The following is a 22,950-nucleotide window of genomic DNA, read 5'->3' on the forward strand; positions in this document are numbered from 1 at the left end:
TTTAACCGATTGGAAGCGATTCTGTACTGCTCTTAAAGCCGGAAAAAAGCCTGGTGAGTTTGGCTTCACATGTTCTATGGGTGACATAAATCGGTTTGCTAGCCGCTATCGAGTGGCGAAGTCTTTTCGTGGCATTCAGCTAGAAGGATTTAGCCCAAAAACGCAGGAGGGATATGGCGCTCTTTTCAAGCTATTTCTCGCTTACTCTACATTTGAGCAATTTATGCATGTTCAAAGCTTTCAACTAACTGAGATGCAGCGGTTATTTGAAGATCACGATGTCAATACTCTGTGCCAGCAGATTAAACAGCTTGATAGAAATAGAGCGTTTTATACCTTTATTCACTCACAGCTTGATAGAAGAGCTGCCCAGGACGAAATTGAGAAGCTTTGGGCTGGCAAGGATCTAAATGGAGCATATCTAGCCTCAACAGTAAGACATATTTTTGCGCATGGTCAGTTAACTCCTCACGCCAACCAATCTCAGCCCAAGGCAGTTAATCGTATTTGCAATGCGATCGCCGATTTTCTTTTAAAAATTATCGATACTGAGTTCTCGAAACGGTTAGATCAAGCAGACTAAGGATTGTCATCCAATACGGCCAACACCGCCTTAGGTGACAGCTTATCTTTGAACCAAATCATCCTTGCCGGGGTATCGGCAACCTTCACGCCTGCTTTTTCTAAATTGAGGCGTTCTGAAATTGCCAGAATCAAATTCTCGCAACCTGACTGCCGCACCTGCGAGAACTTTTTGCGTAGATATTCCGGTCGCCAATAGCCCACGATTTCCAACAAAAACGATCGCCCGTCAGGATGCACCAATCGAAAATCAGGAATCATGACGCTTCCCGGAATCGGCAGCAAATCGACTTCACGTTCCAGAATCCACTCGGTGTTGAGGGCAGCCCAGCGATCGCTAAACGCAGACTCCAGCATACTGTCATAGGGCTTTCCAGGCGGATAGTGACTGACCAACTTGCAGCCGCTATCTAGCGTGAAGCGCCGCATTTTCTCGGCTTTGGTGTAGGGATCTTTGAGATGTAGCTCTGCGCCTAGACTCCATTTAGTCACGTGCAGCAACGCCGGGATCAGTTTGGCAATGTCCAACCCGTACCTTGTGCTGGGTTTGAACAGGCTAGTGGGGCCATCAATGGCGATCGTAAATCCATGATCGGCATCGCCCTCAATGTAGGTCATTAAGCCAAACAGCTTTAGGTAGCGGAACAGCAGCTTATATTCACCCGGATCGTTGCGATGTGCCGTGATTTTGATCTGGCTGGCTTTATAAAAAATTCCCTGCACCTGAGACAAATTGTAGCGGTGCAGCAAAGCCTCTGGCGTGGGCGGCTCAAACTGCGTCAGGATGCGATTTTCCATCAGGTCGGCATAGAGTCCGCTCTGAATTTGTGTCGGCAACACCTCATGCCCCAACTCTTCGCTAAGCTGATCTGCCAATCGGCTCAGGGTGATTGTTGCAGTTTGGGGCAGCGGTGCCGCCTCAGCCGAGAGGGCAAATACCCGCTGCCGTAGGGCGATCGGCTCCAGCGGACTGACAATTTCAAAAGTGCTAAAGGCTTCGCTTTTCAGTAAATGTGCCAACCCACGCTTGATGCGATAGTTTGTTTCTTCGCCCTCTAACTCCAGAAGCTGGCGATCGAGTTCTCCTTGCGTCTTGCCCTGACAGCCTTGAAACAGCGCAATCAGCTCTGTGGCGATCGCTCCATTAGCTTTGTCGATCGGCAGCCGCTTCGGCGCAATTTCCTCTCCGTTCTGACGAGAAATGAGTAGATCGGTAGGCAGCATTACTTTCGAGATTTTGGATTTTGGATGTTAGATTGAATCCCAAATCCGCTAGGCTGGAGGATTCTCTCGCCTATATTTTTCTTCCCGCTCTTTCACCATTTTTTTGAACAGTTCAAACTGCTGCTGTTCTTCTTCTTTGCTCTGCGGAGGGCTAAACCAAACCGTCTCTGAATCGGGCGATCGCCGCTCATACAGCACGCGCAAAGGTTCAACTTCCTCACGATGAGCTAATGCGTAAGCAATTAGCTCCTTGCTAGTCATAGCTTCAAAGTTCGGTGACATTTAAAAAACTCCACTGTCCGTTAGGGGGAACGCTAACTTGCAGATCTTCACCCGCAAAAATAAAGGTGATGCCTGTACGATCGTCAAATCGGAAGAGTTGAATGTCTCGATAAGACGTAGATAGCATTTGACAGACTCTTAAACAGGCGATTGCTTGCTCCGGTGTAGGTTCGATGGTTCGCTCCTCAATTTTGGCACAAGCCCCACATTACCATTTGCCCTGCTGCTAAAGCTCACCATTCCACTGCCGCTCGTTCATGCAGTACCCGCCCATACACAGCCTCGGTTTGCTGCGCTAGCTTTGCCCAGTTAAAACGGCGATCGAGGTCATCAAAAGCATTGTCAGTCAAAGACTTGGCATAGTCTGGATTTTTGAGGATTTCTAGAATACCCCAGGCGATCGACTCAGCGCTGCCTGTGCGAGTGACAATCCCTGTCTTGGCGTGGCGTACCACCTCTGGCAAACCGCCTGTATCAGACACCACGACGGGCACACGAGCCGCGAAGCTTTCTAGCGCCACAATGCCAAACGGCTCGTAGAGGCTGGGAAATACTGAGCAGTTGGCGATACCGCGAAACTGATTCAGGTCTTCCTCAGACATGAACCCGGTGAAATAGCACTTGTGCCAGATGCCTAGATCCCAGGCGAGTCGCTTTAGCCCGTCAGCATTGCCGCCGCCGATGATCACAAACTTTGCCTTGCCCTCCATGTCCCACAGCACCTTGGGAGCCGCGCACAGCAGCAAATCCACGCCTTTCTCGTAGGTGAGACGACCGACGTAGTAGACAATCTTTTCCTGATCGGCAGCAAATCTGCGGCGCAATCGCCAGTGATCAAACTCCTGGCGGGGCTGTTTTTTCTCTAGACAGATGCCGTTGTAGACCACATCAATTTTGTTCCAGGGGCAGAAGAGGGCACGCTCTACTTCCAGACGCATATAGTTGGTGCAAACGATGACCCGCCACGCCTCGGCAACGAGGTGAGTTTCTCTCGAATCAATGTACTGATTGGTGTCGCTGTGAACGCCGTTATAGCGACCATGCTCAGTGGCATGAATTGTGGCAATCAGCGGAATCTTGAACAGATGCTTCAGGGCGATCGCCGCATCGGCAACTAGCCAGTCATGGGCATGAATCACATCAAACGCCCCTTCTTCCGCCAGCATTTTGCCGCCGTGCTGCCCCATGCTCTGGTTCATGTTGGCAACCCAGTGAAAAAAATCGTCGCCGCCCGTGACAGCAACGCGGTGGACATGGACTCCATCCACCACTTCATAGTGGGGAGCTTGACCAAACTCTACGGTTAGCAAGTGAATTTCATGCCCAAGTTTGACCATTTCGGGGTAAAGCTCTGAAACATGGCGCGCAATTCCACCCACAATACGCGGTGGAAATTCCCAAGCCATTGCCAGAATTTTCATTGCCCCTTGCCCTCTCTGCTGAATAACGCCTAATTGCTTTACATAGCTTATTCTATTCATTGGGTGTGCTCTCGTATTCTCGTCATAGAAAGTTGTATAAGTTCGCACAAATATTGAGCTGAAGGCGACTGACTTGAGAGGTGCTGCAAAGCTTCATGCTTCCCTGATTCGTAGTCGCAAATTTCTAACGGTATTCAGGTCATGATTTTTTGTGGTGGGGGCGAAGCCCCCACCACAAAAAATCATGACCTGTTGAGGACTACCCAAATTTTTAGTGGAAAGAGAAATCTTTGATCTGCGTTTAAGCCGAAGTTGTTCAGAGCCAAAACACGCTAATCTACTAATGAATCTGTCAAAATAATTAAGAAATCTAGTTGCTGTCGTGCCGTCGGTAGAACCACAGTCATAGCCTCAGTTCCAGCCTTTATCCTGCAATTCATGAATCCACTTCACATGGAGGCATCACAAGACCAGATTTTGGCGACCGAGGCTCCCCTTCAGCTTGTGCTGTTTGTTGACAAACGCCCCAGCTCAAATGAGAGGATTCGGCAAATTCGCAATTGCTTGAAAGAGCTTAGCCCTGAGTATGGGCATACGCTGCAAATCGTTGATGTGACTGAGCAGCCGCATCTGGCAGAGCAGTTTCGGCTGGTGGCAACGCCTTCCTTAATTAAGGTTCATCCTGTGCCCCGGCAAACCTTGGCTGGCAGCAATTTGGTGGCTCAACTCGAAAACTGGCTGCCTCGGTGGCAGCGATCGGTCGAAGAATATCTTAGCAAAGCCGATCGCGATCCTGAAGCGGCTAAACTTGCCTCTGCTAACGAACAGATTCAGTCCGTAACCCGTACCGCAGAGCTAATTCAGCTATCGGATGAAATATTTCGGCTACAAAAGGAAAAAGAGGCAATGCTGGCTCAGCTCCAGTTCAAAGACAATCTGATGGCGATGCTGGCTCATGACCTGCGCAATCCGCTCACTGCCGTGTCTATGGCGCTAGAAACCCTGGAAATGGGCAACGCTACTACTGACGAGGAGGTGCGATCGCGGCTCAATCCCAAGCTGATTGCCCAGCTGCTGCGCCATGCTCGGACGCAGACTAAAGCGATCGATCGGATGATTACCGATATCCTTCAAGCCGCTAAAGAACGCAGTGCTGAGATCCGGATTCATCCTCAAGAGCTTGATTTAGTGAGCCTTTGTGCGGAAATTGTCGATCGTCTACAAGACCAATTTCAGGTTAAATCTCAGCAGATTTGCACAGACCTCCCGTCCGATTTGCCCAAGGTTTATGCTGATCCAGAGCGTGTTCAGCAGGTCATCATCAATTTATTGGATAACGCCATCAAATACACGCCAGAAAACGGCGTGATCCAGGTCGCCACGCTGCATCGCACAACCCAGAAAGTGCAGGTTAGCATTTCTGATAATGGACCTGGCATTCCGCTAGAGAATCAGCAGCGTATTTTTGAAGATCGCTTTCGGCTAAAGCGGGATGAAGCCAAGGACGGCTATGGAATTGGGTTGGCGCTCTGTCGGCGGGTTGTGCAGGCACACTATGGGCAAATCTGGGTAGATTCGCAGCCCAATCAGGGCAGCAACTTCCACTTCACGCTGCCTGTGTTTCGGAACAGCCTGCTCACATAACTCATACAGTTTTAAAGTCTAAATGGGGGAGATATGGCAACTGCCAGGGCGGTTAGGACAGGGACATTTTTAGTGGGGCGCTTCGTGCAGCGCTCAAGAAATGTCTGCCTCATAACCTCAGTGCCGAATCTCTAAATTCATCACATATTGACCGAGCTGCAATTTGTCTGACCATAGCTCGTATTCAATTCGCAGATGCTCTGGTAGATGGTCTGGCATCTTACTTTGTCGCAATATCAAGCTACGAGTGTAGTTTCGCAATCGAACTTGTCCGCTGCTGCTCATTGCCCCTGCCTGAGGGGTTTCTGTTTGAAGCCAGTAGCGGCTCACGCCATACACGCCCTGTTCCCAAAAGTGCCGATAGCTAAACTTGCCGTTGCCCTGCATGGTCATCGTGACGCGATAGGGCGAAATTTCTAGCCAGAGCAAGCGCGGGGTGGCAGGGCTGCCGCTGAGTGCTGCTTCCCAGGCTGCAATTTGCTGGGCTAATGGCTGAGTATCTTCCACCAAAGGCTCAGTGAGCAAGATGTGAAAGCGATCGACATCTTTTTGATAAAGAGTGGCGCTGGTTTCTAAAGTTGACCCGATCGGCAGGTCAAAAGATGAGAAAGACAGGCAAACAGATTTGTGATGTTGAGTAAGCACAGAAAAACGGTAGGATGGCTAGCGCCATGCTTATATTAAGTATTTGATACAAGTGATTTTGCCTTAGCGATCGCTGCCTGTGTCATTAGTTCAGCGCAATTGGCTTCAATCTCCCTAGACAGTTTATCCCAATGCCAAGCTCCATCATCACCCTGAATTCTACTGAAACCCATCATTCCCTCACAATTGAGCCATCCCCAGACGGGCTGACTTTGCAGGGATCGATCAAAATTCCTGGAGATAAGTCGATTTCCCATCGGGCGCTGATGCTGGGGGCGATCGCCCAAGGTGAGACGCATATCCAGGGTTTGCTGCTAGGGGAAGATCCCCACAGTACGGCAGATTGTTTTCGAGCTATGGGAGCCGAGATTTCGCCGCTGAATTCGGAGCGGGTGACGGTGCAGGGCATCGGCTTGGGACAGCTTCAGGAGCCTCTGAATGTCCTGGATACAGGCAATTCTGGTACGACCACCAGGCTCATGCTGGGCTTACTTGCCTCCCAGCCCGATCGCTTTTTTACGGTGACGGGGGATGCCTCCATTCGATCGCGCCCGATGTTTCGGGTGATCAAACCTTTGCAGCAAATGGGCGCACAGATTTGGCATAGAGCTGGGGGCTTAGCGCCTCTGGCAATTCAGGGCAGTCGCCTTCAACCGATTCACTATCGGTCGCCGATCGCCTCTGCCCAGGTCAAATCCTGCATTTTGCTGGCAGGGCTATTGACCGAGGGCAAAACCACGGTCGCTGAACCTGCGCTCTCCCGTGACCACAGCGAACGGATGCTGAGGGCATTTGGGGCAGATATCACAGTTGATCCCGAAGCCTGTAGCGCTACGGTGACGGGTGGCGCTTCGCTGCACGGGCAGACGGTGATCGTGCCGGGAGACATCAGCTCTGCGGCGTTTTGGCTAGTGGCTGGGGCGATCGTTCCTGGCTCAGATCTGACGATTCTCAATGTTGGTGTAAATCCCACCCGCACGGGCGTTTTAGAGGCGCTGGCGGCTATGGAGGCAGACGTAACATTGCTGAACCCCCGTGACGTTGCTGGAGAACCTGTTGCCGATTTGCGCGTGCGGCATAGCGCCCTCAAAGGCTGCACGATCGCCGGGGACTTGATCCCGCGCCTAATTGATGAAATTCCTATCCTTGCTGTCGCCGCCGCCTTCGCCCAAGGCACCACCGTTATTCGGGATGCGGCTGAGCTTCGCGTCAAGGAGAGCGATCGTCTTAGCGTCATGGCAACTCAGCTTAGCCACATGGGAGCTGCAATCACGGAACTGCCCGACGGATTGGAAATTACGGGCGGCAAGCCCCTCATTGGCGCAGCAGTCGATAGCCATACTGATCACCGGATTGCCATGAGTTTGGCGATCGCTGCCCTCAATGCCCAAGGCGCGACTACCATTCACCGCGCCGAAGCTGCCGCTGTGTCCTATCCAGATTTCACGGCAACGCTGCGGCAGATCTGCGGCTGATCTCGCCAATTCATATGAGAATTATCTATAGGCTGGGAATACTGAAGAAAAGGCTCAGTCATCAGGCTCCGAGTCGCAACCTCTTCAGTGGTTTATGTGGCATAGGCTCAAAAATTTTCTCTCTAGCCTTTGGACTTATAACGCTCTGCGTCCAGACTTTAGGGTGCGGCGACGGGTCAATCGATCGCTGTCCGATCGCCCTGCGCTGAGCCAGGATGAATGGTTTGAAGCACACTATAAAGCGCAGGGTGTTACCTACGCTATTGCCCTATTTGCCTACCAACATTTGGGGCAATATTCTGGGCTAGATCTGAGCAGAGTTTTGCCGAGCGATCGACTAGAGGAAGATTTGCAGTGGACAGAGGTTTGCTGGTTTGACTGGGAGCAGAGTCTCTGCGAAGATTTTCACGGCTGCTTTGGTGTAGATATGGGCGATCGGCTAGATTTCTCTTGCCTCTCTACTGTGCAAGATTTAGTGGATTTCCTCAATCAGCAGAAGATAAATCCCGACTCAGGCGAGCTAGATTTCCCTGAGATTCTGAGCCTGAATTCTGAGCCTGAATTCTGAGCCTGAATTCTGAGCCTGAATTCTGAGCCTGAATTCCCATACCAATTTAAGCGAATTTGTGGGGCACATCGAACCTCAGAAGGGGCTTGGCATTGCCAAGCCCGTACCGGGTGTCGTGGTTCCAATTCAAATTGGTATGAGCCTGAATTCAGGTCTTGCTTAATGAAAGCCTAATGAAAATAGTTGTCAAATACACTCACTTCAGACTATGCTAAGATTAACTTCTTATTGATTTTATTTCTCAATAGCAGGGCTGGCACCTGCGTCAACATAGCTTTAATACTGTACGGGTTCAACCCTATTAACTAGAAACAACTTGTTAACTAAAAACAACTTGGATTCCCTGTAGTTAAAAATCCTCCTTAAGTCTATTCACTTCAGCCTATTCAACCCTATGAGCAAATTGAACTACGATCGCATCCTTGCTTCTCAACAAGACCGCCAGCAAGACTTTCAGCTAGAAGGCAGATTTCTTGGCTTTGCGGCAGAACCAGGTAGCTACAAGCTGAAGTATCTTCGCATTGCCACCGCCACTGGAGAGCAGCAGATCAAGCTTGCTAAAGAGCTGCGATCGTCTCTCTACCGAGATCTCACGCCCGGTGACTGGATTCAGGTGCAGGGTTGCCAAAAATTTAGCTCTAAGCCTGGAATAGTGAAACTCAAGGCTTATCAGGTGACTGCGGCAATTCCGAAAGAAATGCCCTATGAGACAACCCTGCCCAGCAATCTCTATCCCATGACCAGTTTTGAGATTGCTCCTGCGCCTCAAATTGCCTCTCCCTCTGCCTGTATCTTGATGTGCCAAAAATCGGATTGCTGCAAACGCGGTAGCCGTGAAGTTGCTAAAGCCCTGCAAGCTGAATTGAGCGATCGCGGATTGCCAGTCACCATCAAGGCAACGGGCTGTATGAAGCGCTGCAAAGAGGGAGCCAATGTGGTGATGCCTGACAAAACTCGCTACAGCCGGGTGCGCCCTGATGAGGTTTCAGCTTTGGTCGATCGGCATTTTGCGGGAGCGATCGAATCTCAAACAGCCTAGGTGAGAATATGGTTTGAATGTTGAAAAGATCGCTCAGCAGCCCTTTCAACATTCAAGCTCAAAACAGAGGGTTAAACAAATTTGACGTAGCCAGCATTGAGCGCCAACCCATCCGTGTCTACAAAGACGGCGATTACGTCCTGTGTTCCTGCCAGCCGCAGCACCGTGTCGTTGGCGCTTGAACCTAGGCCAAAGTTTTCTTTGCTGAGGCTGTAGTCCACTTCACGCCCTGAAAGCTGTACCTTATCTAAAACTTTGTTGAAATTGCGGATCTCTGCCAAGCCTGAGCCGGGACCATCGTAGTATTTGTTATTCTTCACGCCCAAGATAAAGGTGTCTGACGATGCGCCGCCCTCCAGAATATCTCGCTCGTTGCCCACGCCACCTCCAAAGCCGTTGAGCAATACAGTGCCCACGCCTACCGATCGCAGCAAGTCATCTCCAGCCCCGCCGTAGAGTTCATCGGTGCTGCCGATACTGCCGCCAATCAGCGTGTCATTCCCAGTACCACCGTAGAGTTTGTCGCTGCCTGCCCCACCGTCCAAGATATCGTTTCCAGCATCGCCGTAAAGTCTGTCATTTCCTAATTCGCCTTTCAGCAGGTCGTTGTCATCGCCGCCTTTCAGCAGATCATCGCCAATTCCACCGTAAAGCTTGTCGTTGCCTGCCTCGCCGTAGACTTTATCGTCTCCTTCCTCGCCATACACACGGTCTTCGCCATCATCGCCATGGAGGAGGTCTTTGCCGAAGCCTCCGCGAATTTCATCATTACCTCCTCTAGCCCGCACAAAATCATCTCCAGCTAGGGCGCGAATGACGTTGCTGCCATCGGAATCTGTGAAAACATCGTCGCGTAACGAGAGAATAACATTAGCCATAACAGGTCTCCTTTGTTTCCAGTGACGTAAATGAACTTTATTGATCTAGCCTGACTGGATTGGAGCTGTTCCTCACCGCTTTGGCTATGACATCAAGGTAAGTTTTGAATTCAAAAAAGTCGGTCTGAAAAAGTCCTGAGTCAAGCCTGCAATTGTCAGAGAAAGTCAGATCCTGAAAAAATGAGAATTGTAGCTCTGTTTTGAAAGCTCAAATTCTCTGAGGTAAGCTTTGGCTGAGATCAGTAGATCTCAAACCAATGCTCACGCTAGAAAATACTCGTGTCTGCCCCCAAATCCCCCTTTTTAAGCGGGATATTAAGTCCTGAAGCTCCCTTTTTAAGAGGGTTGGGGGAATCGAGTGTAAGCTTTGCGATCGACTGAAGATTGATGGATAGCTCGGATGGGACGGTTATACCTAAATATGCTTTGCCGGGAGTATCGCAAATGATATTTTACGATTTATCAGCCTAGTCATGAAGTCGTTACTATCCGCTGCCATAACCATTGGAATTGAATGTCACTGTTGTTCTCCTTTGTGTTCTCTTGTGTTTGTATAGGTTCGTTTATCCTGATGACTTAAGAATATTTGCGATGGCAGGGATTCTACATCTAGCCAGTATCCTGATATGGACATGACAGGTATCACGATCGCTCTAACTATTTTTCGGGGTGTAGAGAGCACCACAAAATCTGAGTTTGTCATCGGCTCAATCTTGAGAACTTAATCCTGAGAACTTAATCCTGATAACTTAATCCTGAGAAAAGCTGAGAATTAGATTGCTGTTTCACAAGTTGCCCCTAGGATTGAAAATAGTGATGTGCCTCAAACTATGCTCTATTTCTGCTCATGGCTGATGCTCCCCTTACAGGCAAAACAATATTGATTACGCGGGCTGCCGGACAGTCCAGTCAGTTTGCACAGCTACTCCAGCAGCAGGGCGCAACGGTGATGGAACTTCCTGCTCTGGAAATCTATCCGCCTTCAAGCTGGGCGGCATTGGATGGGGCGATCGCTCAGCTCCACACCTTCCAGTGGCTGATTCTGACCTCCGTGAATGCGGTGGATTATTTCTTGGAGCGGCTGATAGCTCAAGGCAAAACCCCTGAAAATTTGACAGCTCTAAAAATTGCCGTAGTGGGTCAAAAAACCGCTGCTCGGCTGATACAGCGAGGCATCACGCCAAACTTTATCCCGCCTAGCTTTGTTGCCGATTCTCTGGTGGAAAGTTTCCCCGATCGCCGCCGTTTGTCCCAAATGAAGATCCTCTTTCCCCGCGTTGAAACTGGAGGACGAGAGGTATTGGTGAAAGAATTTACGGAATGCGGCGCAGAAGTAGTGGAAGTGGCGGCTTACCAGTCTGATTGTGCCCAAGCGATCGCCCCCGAAGTCTTGGCAGCGCTGACTCATGGCAAAGTCGAGGTGGTGACGTTTGCTAGCTCCAAGACCGTCAAGTGTTTTGCTCAGATGGTCAAGACAGCCCGATCGGACTGGCAGTTGCCTGAAGCGATCGCCCTTGCCTCGATTGGACCGCAAACCTCGGCAACCTGTCAGGAGCTATTTGGACGGGTAGACATAGAGGCTTCGGAATACACGCTGGAGGGGTTAACCCAAGCGATCGTCAATTGGGCAAGTCAACGTGGGTAGACGAGTGATCGGTCTGACGGGCGGCGTGGGGATGGGCAAAAGCACCGTTTCAAATTACCTAGCGGCTTATCTACCTGTTTTAGATGCCGACCTTTACGCCCGTGAAGCCGTGGCGCTGGATTCTCCGATTTTGGCAAAAATAGCCGATCGCTACGGAGACTCCTTGCTGCTATCGGATGGCAATCTCGATCGCCGTCATCTGGGTGAAATTATTTTTGGCAATGCCGCAGAGAAACAGTGGCTAGAGCAACAGATTCATCCCTACGTGCGCGATCGGATCATGACTGAACTACAAAACCTCGCCAAAGCCGTAGTTGTTATTCCTCTGCTATTCGAGGCGCAAATGACGGATTTGGTGACGGAAATCTGGGTGGTGCGATCGGATCTTGCCCAGCAGCAGCAGCGAATTATGGAGCGCGATCGCCTCACCCTAGAACAAGCCCAAGCCCGGATCGACAGCCAAATGGCGATCGAACAGAAGGTGGCTCAGGCGGATGTGGTGCTGGATAACTCGACGACGTTGGAGAATTTGTATCAACAGATCGATCGAGCGCTGCATCTATAGCTCGTCTGCCTCTCCGCCCACCACAATGTTGCGAATTCGTAGGCTGGGGCCAGCGCATCCCACCGGAAGACCGCTTTGCCCATTTTTGCCACAGCCGCCCGACTCGTCCCAGTCAAAATCGTCGCCGATCGCTTCAATATCTGCCAAAGTTGTGAACACGTTACCGGAGAGATTGACATCGCGCACAGGTTCGGCAAGTTCGCCATTGCGAATCATCCAGGCTTCTCCGGCAGCGAAGGTAAACATCTCGCCGTTGGTCATGCCGTCAATCCAGTTGCGGGCGTAGACTCCTTCTTTGATATCGCCCAGCAAATCTGCGGCTGGAGTGCTGCCGCGCTCGATCCAGGTATTGGTCATGCGGACGATCGGCGGATACTGATAGCTGAGACAGCGGGCGTTGCCCGTTGGGGCTTCGTCGAGTTTTCCCGCAGTTTCGCGGGAGTGCAGTCGCCCCACTAGCACACCATCTTTAATCAGCTGTGTCGTGGTGGCAGGTACGCCTTCGTCGTCATAGTAATAGCTGCCGCGATGCCCAGCGGGAGCAGCGCCGTCAAAAATTTGTAGATCAGAGGAGCCAAATCGCCGTCCTAGGGTCATGACTTCTAACAAGTCGGGATTTTCGTACGCCATGTCCGCTTCTGACAAATGCCCAAATGCCTCATGGACAAATAGCCCGGTCAGAATTGGGTCAATGACCACAGTGTAGGTATTGCCTTTGACTATGGGCAGCGCCAGGGCGTCCACAGCGCGACGGGCGGCACTTTGCACTTGCAGATCTAGATTTGCCAAATCTTCATAGGCCTTGCGAGAGCCTGTGGTTTCCCGTCCAGTCTGCACGGTTTCGCCGTTGCGTGCTGTTGCAGCAAACCGCATCTCTAAATCAACCCAGGACTGCTCAATCAGAGTCCCATCTGAGGTGGCAATGATCACCTGCTGAGCGCTATCACCATAGCGGACGGAGGTAGTGGCAATACGGCGATCGACACTCCGCAGCAATTCGGCATAGTGGCTACACAGCGCCTTTTTATCAGCCAGAGACACCTGACGCGGATCGGTTCCGGTCATCGGCAAATGGCGGCTATCTTGAACGGGGTCAATGGCAGCCAGCAGCGTTTCTTCATCGCCGACTAATCGAGCCGCCGCGATCGCCTCTTCAATTCGCTCCACCAAGCTCGACAATCGATTGAAGCTGGCAAACCCCCAGCCGCCCTTATGGCAAGCTCTAACCTGACCGCCGATCGAGATGTCTTCGCTGAGGGTTTCCACCTTGTTGCCCCGTAGCAGAATATTGGTGCCTTCGGCTTCTTCCAGGCGAATTGCGAGATAATCCACCTGCGATCGGTAGCGGGCAATCAGGTCAGACAACAAGTTTTTGGCGTTAGTCAGCGTAGACATAGGGCAAGTCTTAGGGCAAGTCTGAAACAACCTGCTTCTATTGTGAATCACCCTGAAAACTTTCCGAATATTTTCTGGGTATTCTAGCTGTCGCCAGTTTGCTTAGGACATTTTGGGTGGGGCGCTTCGCGCCCCACCCAAAATGTCCCCGTCCTAGCCGCCAAGGCGGTTGCTATATTAGGATGCCTGGGGTTGAGCACTGCGTTCTGTCAAGGAATTTTTTATTTGTGGGTTACCCCACAAATAAAAAGTGATAAACCACTAGCGGTCAACTTCGGGCTAACTTTCGGGCTAACTAATGATAAAAATATCTGATCGGGTGATCGCAGCTCGGTTCGTGAGCTGAGCAATTTGCACCTGTGCCTTGCCGCCGCGACCGTCTATGTCAAAGAATAATGCGCCTTTGGATTTGTTGTAGATGAAGCGATCGTCTCCATCCTGTGCCTGACTGCCTAAGACGAAGCGATCGGGTGCAATGGTGCCTTGTTTCAAGCTCTTGCTAAAGCCCTTGCGAGAGATACAAATTGTATCGTCAGCGGGTCGGAAGCCCGCGATTCTATCGGCATCACCTTTGCGAGAGCTGGTCAGCCAGAAGCGATCTTTGCCTGTGCCTCCGGTCAGCCTGTCCTTGCCCAATCCCCCTATAAGGATATCGTTGCCGCTGCCGCCGTTGAGCGTATCGTTGCCGCTATCGCCAAAGATGCGATCGCCCCCGTTGCCTCCCGTCAGGGCATCGTTGCCGCCATTACCGATCAGAATATCGTTGCCGTCATTGCCTGCCAGGATGTTGTTGAGATCGTTACCTGCAATCTTGTTGTTGAGATCGTTGCCCGTGCCGAGGATCGCCCCTCCTGTCAAAGTCAAGTCTTCTATCTCTGCACCCATGACCCAGCTTGCAGAGGCATATACCTGGTCAAAGCCTGCCTCTGTGCCTTCAATCAGGATGTCGCTAGAATTGCTGATAATGTAAGTGTCATCGCCTGTGCCGCCCTCTAGCGTGTCCAGACCACTGCTGCTGTCCAGCGTGTCATTGCCTGCGTTGCCGATTAGATAATCGTTGCCGCCCCCTCCGGTAAGAGCATCGTTGCCAGAGCCAGCCGTGAGGCGATCGTTCAAGGCATCGCTGCCCTGAAGGGTGACATTGCCCTGGAAGCCTGCAAAGTCGAAGTATTCAAAGTTGGTTAGGGTGGTAATGCCTTCCAGAATGCCCCGGACTTGATTGACCGAATTGCGCACGTCTACCAAGGCACTGCCGCCGCCGTCCGTCAGCACGAAAGTATCAAACCCACCGCCGCCATCCACCTGATCATTTTGCTGCAAGTTTGCCAGGGTCGATGTCACCGTGTCATTGCTGCTGGGGGCATTGATAATGTCTGTGGCGATCGTCGTCACTAGAGATTGCCCGCGCAGCAGTTCGTCAGAAAGATTGATTTGTGTAAGCTGTACGGCGGTCTGCGCCGGATCGCTGCTGCTAACGCCATCATTGACCGAGAACAAAATGATCCGCGTTGTGCGATCGGGATTGGTCGATCGATTTTGGTAGCGAATGCTGCGTAGCACCTTGAGATAGGTAGCGGGGGAAGCCGCTCCAGTAAGGCTCAAAGCGCCGTTGGCGGCGTTGTAAGAGGCTTGGAGACCTGAACCGATCGTGTCTACCAAAAGCTCCTCGTTGCTGCTGTCCAGCAGATTGGAAATGATTACCTGGGCAGAGGCGAGGGTCGCGCTATCGGAATCGGTGAGCTGGGCACTGCTGTCGGCAATGGCAACGGGTGAGCCAGCAATCACAAAGGTATTGCTGAAATCTCGCCCGACACTGGAGCCGTTGAGATCTAGCGTGGGCACCGTGTCGCTCTTGTCAAACTGAATTTGCAGGCGTGCCGTTGCCGGATTGCTGGTTGCCGCTCCGTCCGTGACGGTGATTTCGACGTTACGAGCGCTAATGACCGAGCTGCTGCTGTTGTTGGTGTAGATGAGCGATCGCAAAGCCGCCTGGTAGCTGGCGCTTGAAGCTGCTCCGGTTAATGTCAGGGTTCCGGTGGCGGCGTTGAAGCTGCCCGTGATGCCGCTCTGATCGCTGAAGATCAGCCCATCCTCTCCGGCAACATAGCCCCCTAGGATCACCGTTGCTCCTGCCAAAGTGGGACTATCTGGATCGCTAAGAGTCAGGTTAGCATCTAGGATCAAAGCCCCGGCAGATCGGGGGAATGTAGCGGTTTTGATGGAGGTGATGGCGATCGGTGCATCGTTGACGGTAACGATCTGGAGGGTGCGCGTCACAGGATTGCTGGTTGCCGCGCCATCGTTGACGGTAAAGCTGAGGGCACGGTTGGCGCTACTGGGATTATCGCCAATATTGGTGTAGGTGATCGACCGCAAAGCCGTCTGATAATCGGCAATCGCTGCTAATCCGCTGAGGGTGAGAATGCCTGTGGTGCTGTTGAAGCTGCCCGCTACGCTTTTAAAGTTGCTGAAGCTTAGAATATCCTGTCCGGCTATGTAGCCTGAGATCGTGACCGTTGCCCCTGCCACAATTGTGCTGTCTGGATCGCTGACCACAATGCCAGGATCGATCGCCACCGAACTGCTGTTCTCGGTATAGACCAGAGTACTAGCAGAAGGCGTGACGATCGGCGCTGAATTAATCGGCAGAACTTGAAGGGTGCGGGTGGCGATGCTGCTAGCTAACGCTCCATCTGTGACGCTAAAACGAACCGTGCGATCGCCCGTCGCGGGATTGCTGCTGGTATTCGTGTACTTAACTGACTGCAACGCCAACTGGTAGTTTGTCAGCGAGGCAATGCCAGAGAGAGTCAAAACTCCGGTTGTGGAATTAAAACTACCCGTAATGCCGTTTTGATTGGTGAAGCTGAAAACATCCTGCTGGGCAATATAGCCGTCGAGGGCAACCGTCGCCCCTGCTAGAGTAGCGCTGTCGATATCGCTGACGGTAACGTTGGCATCCAGAGCGATCGCGCCGCTGTTCTCGGTATAGGACAGCACCTCTGCCGAAGTGGCGATAACGGGCGCGGTATTGGTAGCAGCAATCTGGATGGCGCGCGTGGCAATACTGCTGATATTGCTGCCGTCTGTGGCGGTGAAGCGAACGGTGCGACTGGCGGTATTGGGGTTGCTGCTGCTGTTGGCATAGGTGATGGACTGCAAAGCCGCTTCATATTCGGCGATCGTCGCACTGCCGCTCAGGGAGAGGATTCCCGTTACGGTGTCAAAGCTGCCCGTAATTTTGGCGGTGTTGCTAAATCCTAAGCTGTCCTGCCCTGGAACATAGCCCGCCAGGGTAGCCGTGGCTCCCGTGAGGTTGAGGCTGTCCAGATCGGTGACTCTAATGCTCGGATCGACTCTGACAGCGCCGCTGCCCTCGGTGTAAGACAACGCCCCGACCGATGGCGTGATGACCGGAGCTTCATTGACGTCCTGTACCGTGATAGTAAAGGTTTTGGTGAAACTCTTGCCGCCAAAGTCAGAGCTTCTGACCTGAATGCTGTAGGAAGACTTGACCTCAAAGTTGGGTGAGCTGACAATCTGGAGCTGATTGCTGACGATCGCAAAAGCTGCGTTGTCGCCAAAGCCGGACACCAGGGAGTAGGAGAAGCTATCGCCTGCGTCTGGATCAATCGTGCTAAAGCTGCCGACGACCGTGCTAGGCGGCACGTTTTCCGCGACCGCTGTACTGCTCAGCAGCAGATCGGTGGGCGGCGTGTCTCCCGGATTTTCTGGCAGACCGTTGATGCCGATCGTGAAGGTTTTCTCGAAGAATTTGCCGCCGAAATCGCTGGTGCGCACGCGCACGGAGTAGCTAGTCTTGGTCTCAAAATCTGGGACGATATTCAACCGTAGCTCGTTACTGGCGATCGCAAAGGCGGCATTGTCGGTGTCGCCCGCTCCCGCCACCAGCGTGTAGGTAAAAGTGTCACCCGGATCGGGATCTTGAGTGGTGAACGTGCCCACGACTGTGCCAATCGGGCGATTCTCGTCCACGGTGCTCTGGGACAGCAGCAAATCTTGGGGTGCGGTCACGCCCGGTGCTTCTGTCACATTGTTGACGGTGATGGTGAAAGCTTGCTCAACAAACTTGCCGCCAAAATCGCTGCTGCGGACGCGAATTGAGTAGGTGGGCTTAGTCTCAAAGTCAGGAATACCGTTAATTTGCAGCGCGCCATTGACGATCGCAAAGGCGGCATTGTCATCGCTGCCGCTGCCGCTGACGAGGGTGTAGGTGAAGGTGTCGCCGATATCCGGGTCGGTCGTGATAAAGCTGCCAATGACGGAATTGACAGGCTGGTTCTCATCAATATCAGTTTCGGAGAGCGTCAGAGCGGTCGGTGCCGTTTGCCCAGGCAGTTCGGGCAGGTTGTTGACCGTGATACTGAACACTTTGTCAAAGAACTTGCCACCAAAATCGGTGCTACGAACGCGAATGCTGTAGCTAGGCTTAGCCTCAAAATCGGCGATGCTGTTGAGCTGCAAATCATTATTGACGATCGCAAAGGTGGCGTTGTCGTCGCTGCCGCTACCGCTAACGAGCGTATAGTTGAAAGAATCGCCCACATCGGGGTCAACGGTGCTGAGGGTGCCGACGATCGTGCCCACAGGCTGGTTTTCATCAATGTCGGTGTCGGAGAGATTTAGATCGGTGGGGGCAGTCTGTCCAGGCAGTTCGGGCAGGTCGTTGACAGCGATCGTAAATACTTTCTCAAAAAACAGATCGCCCTTGTCAGTCGTGCGTACCCGAATAGAGTAGCTGGTCTTCGCCTCAAAGTTGGGGATAGCGGCTAACCGGAGGTCGGTACCCACGATCGTAAAGGCGGCATTGTCGATCGCGCCTGTGCCCGCAACTAGCGAGTAGGTGAAAGCCTCGCCACTATCGGGATCGACGGTGCTAAAGCTGCCCACGACAGTGTCGATCGGCTCGTTTTCATTGACATCGCTCTTAGAGAGCAGCAGGTCTTGCGGAATGGTGGTACCCGCCCCTTCGGACAGATCGTTGACCAAGATCGGGAAAACTTTGTCAAAAAAGCGTCCTGTGGAGTCGGTGGTTCTCAGCCGAATCGAGTAGCTGGTTTTAGTTTCAAAATCGGGGATGGCTTTGATTCTCAGCTCGGTACCCACGATCTCAAAGGTGGCATTGTCAGTGCTGCCCGTGCCCGCGACGAATGAGTAGCTGTGAGTGTTTCCTAGATCATCATCGGCGGTGGATAGAGTGCCTACAGCCGTCCCGATCGGCACGTTTTCATTAATGCTAGTGGCGCTGAGGATGAGATCGGTTGGCGCTTCGGGCAGGTTGTTGATGGTTAACCCAAAGTCTCTGGTGACGCTCAATCCACCTGAATCGGCGGAGGTGATGCGAAGGCTGTAGGTGGGCTTGGCTTCAAAGTTGGGGGGATTGTTGAGGCGTAGCTCATTGCCGACGATCGTGAAGGCGGCGTTATCTCCGAAGCCGGAGTCTAGGGTGTTGGTGAAGCTATCGCCAATATCGGGATCGGTGGTGGTCAGCAAACCGACGACGGGATTGCTGACGTTTTCATCCAGCACCCCATTGCTGAGGCTGAGGTTGGTCGGCGCTTCGTTGACGTTGGTAACGTTGATGGTCAGGATTTTGTCTAAACTGAGTCCGCTGTCGTCCGTCGTGCGAACTTTGATGGAGTAGGTGGGCAGCGTTTCAAAGTCTGCCGAGAGGGTCAGGAAGATCTCGTCGTTGTCAACGCCGCCGATCGCAAAGGCGGCATTGTCGCCAAATCCTGTAACCAGCGAGTAGGTGAAAGAAGTGCTGTTTGGATCGGTGGTCGTCAGTTTACCAATCAGCGTGTTGGGCGGATCGTTTTCTTTAACGCTGCTGCTGCTAATCAGCACATTGGTGGGGCTATTGTCTTCGGGAACGTCGTTCACCTCAACTATCACCGCTTGAGTGAACGTCAACCCGCCCTTGTCTGTCGTTTCAACCCGGACGGAATAGGTAGGCTTCGTCTCGTAGTCGGGCGAAACGTTGATGATGAGCTGTCCGGCAGTAGTCAGGCTGAATACGCCGTTGTCGGTATCGCCAACGCCAGAGACTAGCCTGTAGGTATGGCTTTCGTTAGCATCTTCGTCGATCGCCTGGAGGTTCCCTACCGAGAAGCCCGGAACAATATTTTCATCGACTTTATTCGGCAGATTAATTGCCGTGGGGGCTTCGTTCAGATCGGTGACGCTGAGGGTCAGAATTTTCTCAGTACTGAGGGTGCCCGTATCGGTCGATCGCACCCGAACCGAGTAGGTGGGTTTGGCTTCAAAGTTGGGGGAAGCGTTGATTTGAAGCTGATTGCCGACGACTGTAAAGGCGCCATTGTCGGTGTCGCCTGTGCCCGTGACAAGCTCATAGGTAAAGGTATTGCCCGTGTCAGGATCGGTGGTAATGAACGTGCCCACGGATGAAGTCGCAGGAACGTTTTCTGGCACTGCCAAGCTGCTGAGCGTAACATTCGTCGGGGCTTCATTGACACCCGTAATGGCGATCGTCAACGCTTTCTCAAAGCTGAGTCCGCCTGCATCCTGCGTTCTGACTCGAATGGCGTAGGTGGGCTGGGTTTCAAAGTCAGGCGAGCTGATAATTTGAAGCTGACTACCGACGATCGCAAAGGCAGCATTGTCGGTGTCGCCTGCTCCGGTCACAAGGGTGTAGGTGAAGCTGTCGCCTGTATTGGGATCATTGGTGATAAACGATCCGATCGCGGCATTATCTCCCGTATTCTCGGCAAGGGTAGCAGGAGCCAGGGTTAGATCAGTCGGAGCCAGGTTGCCCGGAGCTTCAGTCAGATCGTTGATGGTGACGGTCAGGACTTTTTCAAAGCCTGCTATGCCATCGAAAGTTCTGACCCGAATTGAGTAAGTGGGCTTGGTTTCAAAGTCGGGAGAGCTGACAATGCTGAGTGCGCCCTCAGGAGTGAGGGTAAAAGCCGCGTTATCGTCTCCGCCCACTCCGGCGACTAGGGTGTAGCTAAACGTGTTGCCATTGTCGGGATCGGTGGTGGCAAGGTTGCCGATCAGCGAGTTACCTGGGGCATTTTCGTTGATGTTGTCGGGCGCAAGGACAATGTCAGTTGGTGTTTCGTTGAGATTATTAATGCCGATCGCAAAAGCTTTCTCAAAAGATAGTCCGCTCGAATCGGTGGTGCTAACCCGAATGAGATAGGAAGGCTTGGTTTCAAAGTCGGCGGAGACGTTGATTAAAAGCTGCCCCGTAGCAGAGATGCTAAAAGCCGAATTGTCGGTGCTGCCTGCGCCTGCCACCAGGGCATATTCAAAGCTGCCGCCTTCCGGATCGGTGGTGCTAAAGGTGCCCACGATCGTCCCTACAGGCTGATTTTCGTTGACGGTGTTGGCGGAGAGCGCTATGTCGGTCGGGTTTTCTGTAATGTTTTTGACGCCGATCGTCACAACTTTTTCTACCGTGAAACCGCCCAGATCGAGGGATTGAACTCGAATCGAGTAGGAAGGTTTCGTTTCAAAGTTGGGAGACTCTAGCAGCGTCAGCACGTTGCCCGCAACAGAGAATCGCGCGTTGTCTGTGTCTCCTGTGCCCGCGATCAGCGTGTAGCTGAAGCTGTCGTTGGTATCGGGATCGGTGGTGCTAAGGGTACCGATCGCCGTATTAGCAGGGATATTCTCATTGATCTCGGCGACGCTCAGCGCTAGGTCAGTCGAGGGTTCATAAACATCTTGGATGCTGATATTCAGCGCTTTTTCAAAGAATAGCCCCCCCAGATCGGTCGTTCTGACCCGAATAGAGTAGCTGCTTTGAGCCTCAAAGTTAGGCGAAGCATTGATACGAAGCTGTCCCCCGTCAATGGAGAAAGCCGCATTGTCGGTCGCACCATCTCCGGCAACTAGGGTGTAGCTGAAGCTGTCGCCGGAATTAGGATCGGTCGTTATAAAGGTGCCAACGAGCGCGTTATCTCCCGTGTTTTCGTTGAGGCTGACGGGGGCGATCGCCAAATTAGTAGGAGCCGCATTGATCATTGCCGAGGCAGCAAACCTTTGCCCATAGATGCCGCCTGCCGGGTCACCTGCCTGATTTTGGCTTGTCCAGACCACCGCCAAATTGCCATCTTTATCGGAAGCAGCAGAGGAGAAAAACTGATCGCTGATCGTGAATGTATTAACCTGAGTTTCTGCTTCTAAGGGCACGCCTGCTGGACTGTAGCGTTTGAGAAAAATGCCGTTGCCGCCGCCAGAGGATTCGCCCGATGTGCTAGACCAAGTGACGACAAAGCCCCCCAGTGGCACATTCGTGCTAACAGGCAGAGTCGTGACGGTGGAATACTGCTGATCGCCAAACGAATTGGCGTTGACCTTGATTTCACCCGTCTGGGGCGTACCGTCTGCTCCAAAGCGCCGGACATAGACCTCCTGACCGTCAAATACTCCGTTGTCGCTCGTCCAGCTCACGACAAAGTTGCCGCTGGTATCGATCGCCACGCTGGGGTTGCGCTGGTTTTCAGCAGTCGTCGTATTGACGATAAACTCGTTGCCTTGAGGAACGCCCGCCGCGCTGTAGCGTTTGGCATAAATGCCGAAGCCAGAACCATCCTGTGCGTTGCTCTCCCAAACCACGACAAAGCTGCCGTCTGGGGCGATCGCCACTGCAGAACTCTGCTGATCGCTTAAGATAGGTTCGAGATCGATCTCATTGTCAAGATCAGTGGTTGAACGAGGGTTAACAGCTAGCTCTGCGCCCTTTTTAGTGCCGTCAGCATTGAATTGTTGAGCATAGACTCCCCAACCTTCCCCATCTTGAGCCTGGCTCGACCAGGTGATCACGTACCCCCCCGTCGCATTCATGGCGATCGAGGAGTTTTGCTGGTTGTCAAATGTGTAGGTATTGACGAGGGTTTCGCCGCCCAGCGCTAGCCCATTGTTGTTATAGCGCTGAACAAATATCCCCGATGCGAGTACATCTTCTGGGGTTCCTGGATTGCTTGTCCAGGTGATGGCAAAGTTGCCCGTTGCATCGATAGCAACCGAAGGGCTGAGCTGATCGCCGGAAATTCGGGTATTGACGCGAAATTCTGTCCCTAGAGGGCTGCCCGTGCTGGCATAGCGCTGGGCATACACCCCCCAGCCGATCGAGCTGCTAGGGTCATCTTGCCCTTGACTCGACCACACCACAACAAAGCCCCCATTCGGGTCCATTGCCACTGCCTTAATCGGTCGCCGCTGTGTGCCCTGCACCGAAGCAGTGGACTGGTCGGCTGCCGTAGTGGTGTTGATATGAAGTTCGCCGCCGGTGGGAGTAACGGGCATAGCACGAGTCTCGTTAGTGATGAAAAAATTGAGCGATGGGAAGGCAGGTTCACCCTACTTCTGAGAGTACCCACTTGAAATGCAACAATTACAGTAAGTTCACAGAAGCCGTCTGGCGATCGCCAAGCAAATGTGTTAATCGCACAAGTTTCCCCTCATTTTTGAACCTGCCCCCTTTCTGAGCATGTAATAATTTGCCTTGTTTTTACCGCTACAGAGCGAGGTATGATCAGGGATCTGAGTATGGCGGCTCAATATTGTCTTTCAGAGAGCACCATAGATGCTGTTGG

The 22,950-nt window shown here is 52.4% G+C and carries 15 protein-coding genes; 7 read left to right on the plus strand and 8 right to left on the minus strand.

Features of this window, described 5'->3' with window-relative positions; translation table 11 throughout:
* Positions 1-253 precede the first annotated feature (253 nt).
* Entirely contained in the window at positions 254-583 is a 330-nt protein-coding gene (locus AC5JMP_RS26895; protein WP_495854581.1) for a hypothetical protein, read from the plus strand.
* Here the strand turns inward: AC5JMP_RS26895 and AC5JMP_RS26900 are convergent.
* From AC5JMP_RS26900 to AC5JMP_RS26915, 4 genes are read right to left on the minus strand one after another with little or no spacing between them, the layout of a single operon-like run.
* Positions 580-1,806 (minus strand): DUF790 family protein, encoded by a 1,227-nt coding sequence (locus tag AC5JMP_RS26900; protein WP_495854582.1) that lies wholly within the window; start codon positions 1,804-1,806, stop codon positions 580-582. The genes AC5JMP_RS26895 and AC5JMP_RS26900 overlap by 4 nt on opposite strands.
* Positions 1,807-1,854: 48 nt before the next feature.
* Positions 1,855-2,067, minus strand: a complete 213-nt coding sequence (locus AC5JMP_RS26905) for a DUF6887 family protein (RefSeq protein WP_495854583.1) — start codon at positions 2,065-2,067, stop codon at positions 1,855-1,857.
* Between the two features lie 4 nt (positions 2,068-2,071).
* The gene (locus AC5JMP_RS26910; RefSeq protein WP_495854611.1) at positions 2,072-2,278 is read right to left on the minus strand and encodes a DUF6888 family protein; all 207 of its coding nucleotides are present in this window, start codon (positions 2,276-2,278) and stop codon (positions 2,072-2,074) included.
* Between the two features lie 43 nt (positions 2,279-2,321).
* Positions 2,322-3,509 (minus strand): glycosyltransferase family 4 protein, encoded by a 1,188-nt coding sequence (locus AC5JMP_RS26915; protein WP_495854612.1) that lies wholly within the window; start codon positions 3,507-3,509, stop codon positions 2,322-2,324.
* Positions 3,510-3,962: 453 nt separating this feature from the next.
* Here AC5JMP_RS26915 and AC5JMP_RS26920 point away from each other — a divergent pair, with 453 nt between their 5' ends.
* Positions 3,963-5,153 carry a histidine kinase gene (locus AC5JMP_RS26920; RefSeq protein WP_495854613.1) on the plus strand — a complete coding sequence of 397 codons (1,191 nt, stop codon included), beginning with the start codon at positions 3,963-3,965 and terminating at the stop codon, positions 5,151-5,153.
* Positions 5,154-5,270: 117 nt separating this feature from the next.
* Here AC5JMP_RS26920 and AC5JMP_RS26925 read toward each other — a convergent pair whose 3' ends face one another.
* Positions 5,271-5,798, minus strand: coding sequence for a hypothetical protein (locus AC5JMP_RS26925; RefSeq protein WP_495854584.1), 528 nt, complete (start codon positions 5,796-5,798; stop codon positions 5,271-5,273).
* A gap of 131 nt (positions 5,799-5,929) precedes the next feature.
* Between AC5JMP_RS26925 and aroA the strand changes: the two genes are divergently transcribed.
* The 3 genes from aroA to AC5JMP_RS26940 all read left to right on the plus strand — a co-directional run bounded on the left by aroA (position 5,930) and on the right by AC5JMP_RS26940 (position 8,880).
* Positions 5,930-7,273 carry a 3-phosphoshikimate 1-carboxyvinyltransferase gene (gene aroA, locus AC5JMP_RS26930; protein WP_495854585.1) on the plus strand — a complete coding sequence of 448 codons (1,344 nt, stop codon included), beginning with the start codon at positions 5,930-5,932 and terminating at the stop codon, positions 7,271-7,273.
* 94 nt (positions 7,274-7,367) lie between these two features.
* Positions 7,368-7,841: a hypothetical protein gene (locus tag AC5JMP_RS26935; protein WP_495854586.1), complete on the plus strand. Its 474-nt coding sequence runs from the start codon at positions 7,368-7,370 to the stop codon at positions 7,839-7,841.
* Between the two features lie 394 nt (positions 7,842-8,235).
* Positions 8,236-8,880, plus strand: coding sequence for a (2Fe-2S) ferredoxin domain-containing protein (locus AC5JMP_RS26940; protein WP_495854587.1), 645 nt, complete (start codon positions 8,236-8,238; stop codon positions 8,878-8,880).
* Positions 8,881-8,951: 71 nt separating this feature from the next.
* Here AC5JMP_RS26940 and AC5JMP_RS26945 read toward each other — a convergent pair whose 3' ends face one another.
* Entirely contained in the window at positions 8,952-9,758 is an 807-nt protein-coding gene (locus AC5JMP_RS26945; RefSeq protein ID WP_495854588.1) for a calcium-binding protein, read from the minus strand.
* Between the two features lie 847 nt (positions 9,759-10,605).
* Between AC5JMP_RS26945 and AC5JMP_RS26950 the strand changes: the two genes are divergently transcribed.
* Positions 10,606-11,403 carry a uroporphyrinogen-III synthase gene (locus AC5JMP_RS26950; protein WP_495854589.1) on the plus strand — a complete coding sequence of 266 codons (798 nt, stop codon included), beginning with the start codon at positions 10,606-10,608 and terminating at the stop codon, positions 11,401-11,403.
* Positions 11,396-11,968: a dephospho-CoA kinase gene (gene coaE, locus AC5JMP_RS26955; protein ID WP_495854590.1), complete on the plus strand. Its 573-nt coding sequence runs from the start codon at positions 11,396-11,398 to the stop codon at positions 11,966-11,968. Before AC5JMP_RS26950 ends, coaE begins: the two co-directional genes overlap by 8 nt.
* On the opposite strand, the gene AC5JMP_RS26960 is transcribed toward coaE, so the two are convergent.
* The gene (locus AC5JMP_RS26960; RefSeq protein WP_495854591.1) at positions 11,963-13,363 is read right to left on the minus strand and encodes a TldD/PmbA family protein; all 1,401 of its coding nucleotides are present in this window, start codon (positions 13,361-13,363) and stop codon (positions 11,963-11,965) included. The genes coaE and AC5JMP_RS26960 overlap by 6 nt on opposite strands.
* 291 nt (positions 13,364-13,654) lie before the next feature.
* Positions 13,655-22,660, minus strand: a complete 9,006-nt coding sequence (locus tag AC5JMP_RS26965) for a hypothetical protein (RefSeq protein WP_495854592.1) — start codon at positions 22,658-22,660, stop codon at positions 13,655-13,657.
* Positions 22,661-22,950: the final 290 nt, after the last annotated feature.

The organism is Drouetiella sp., from assembly GCF_059504425.1.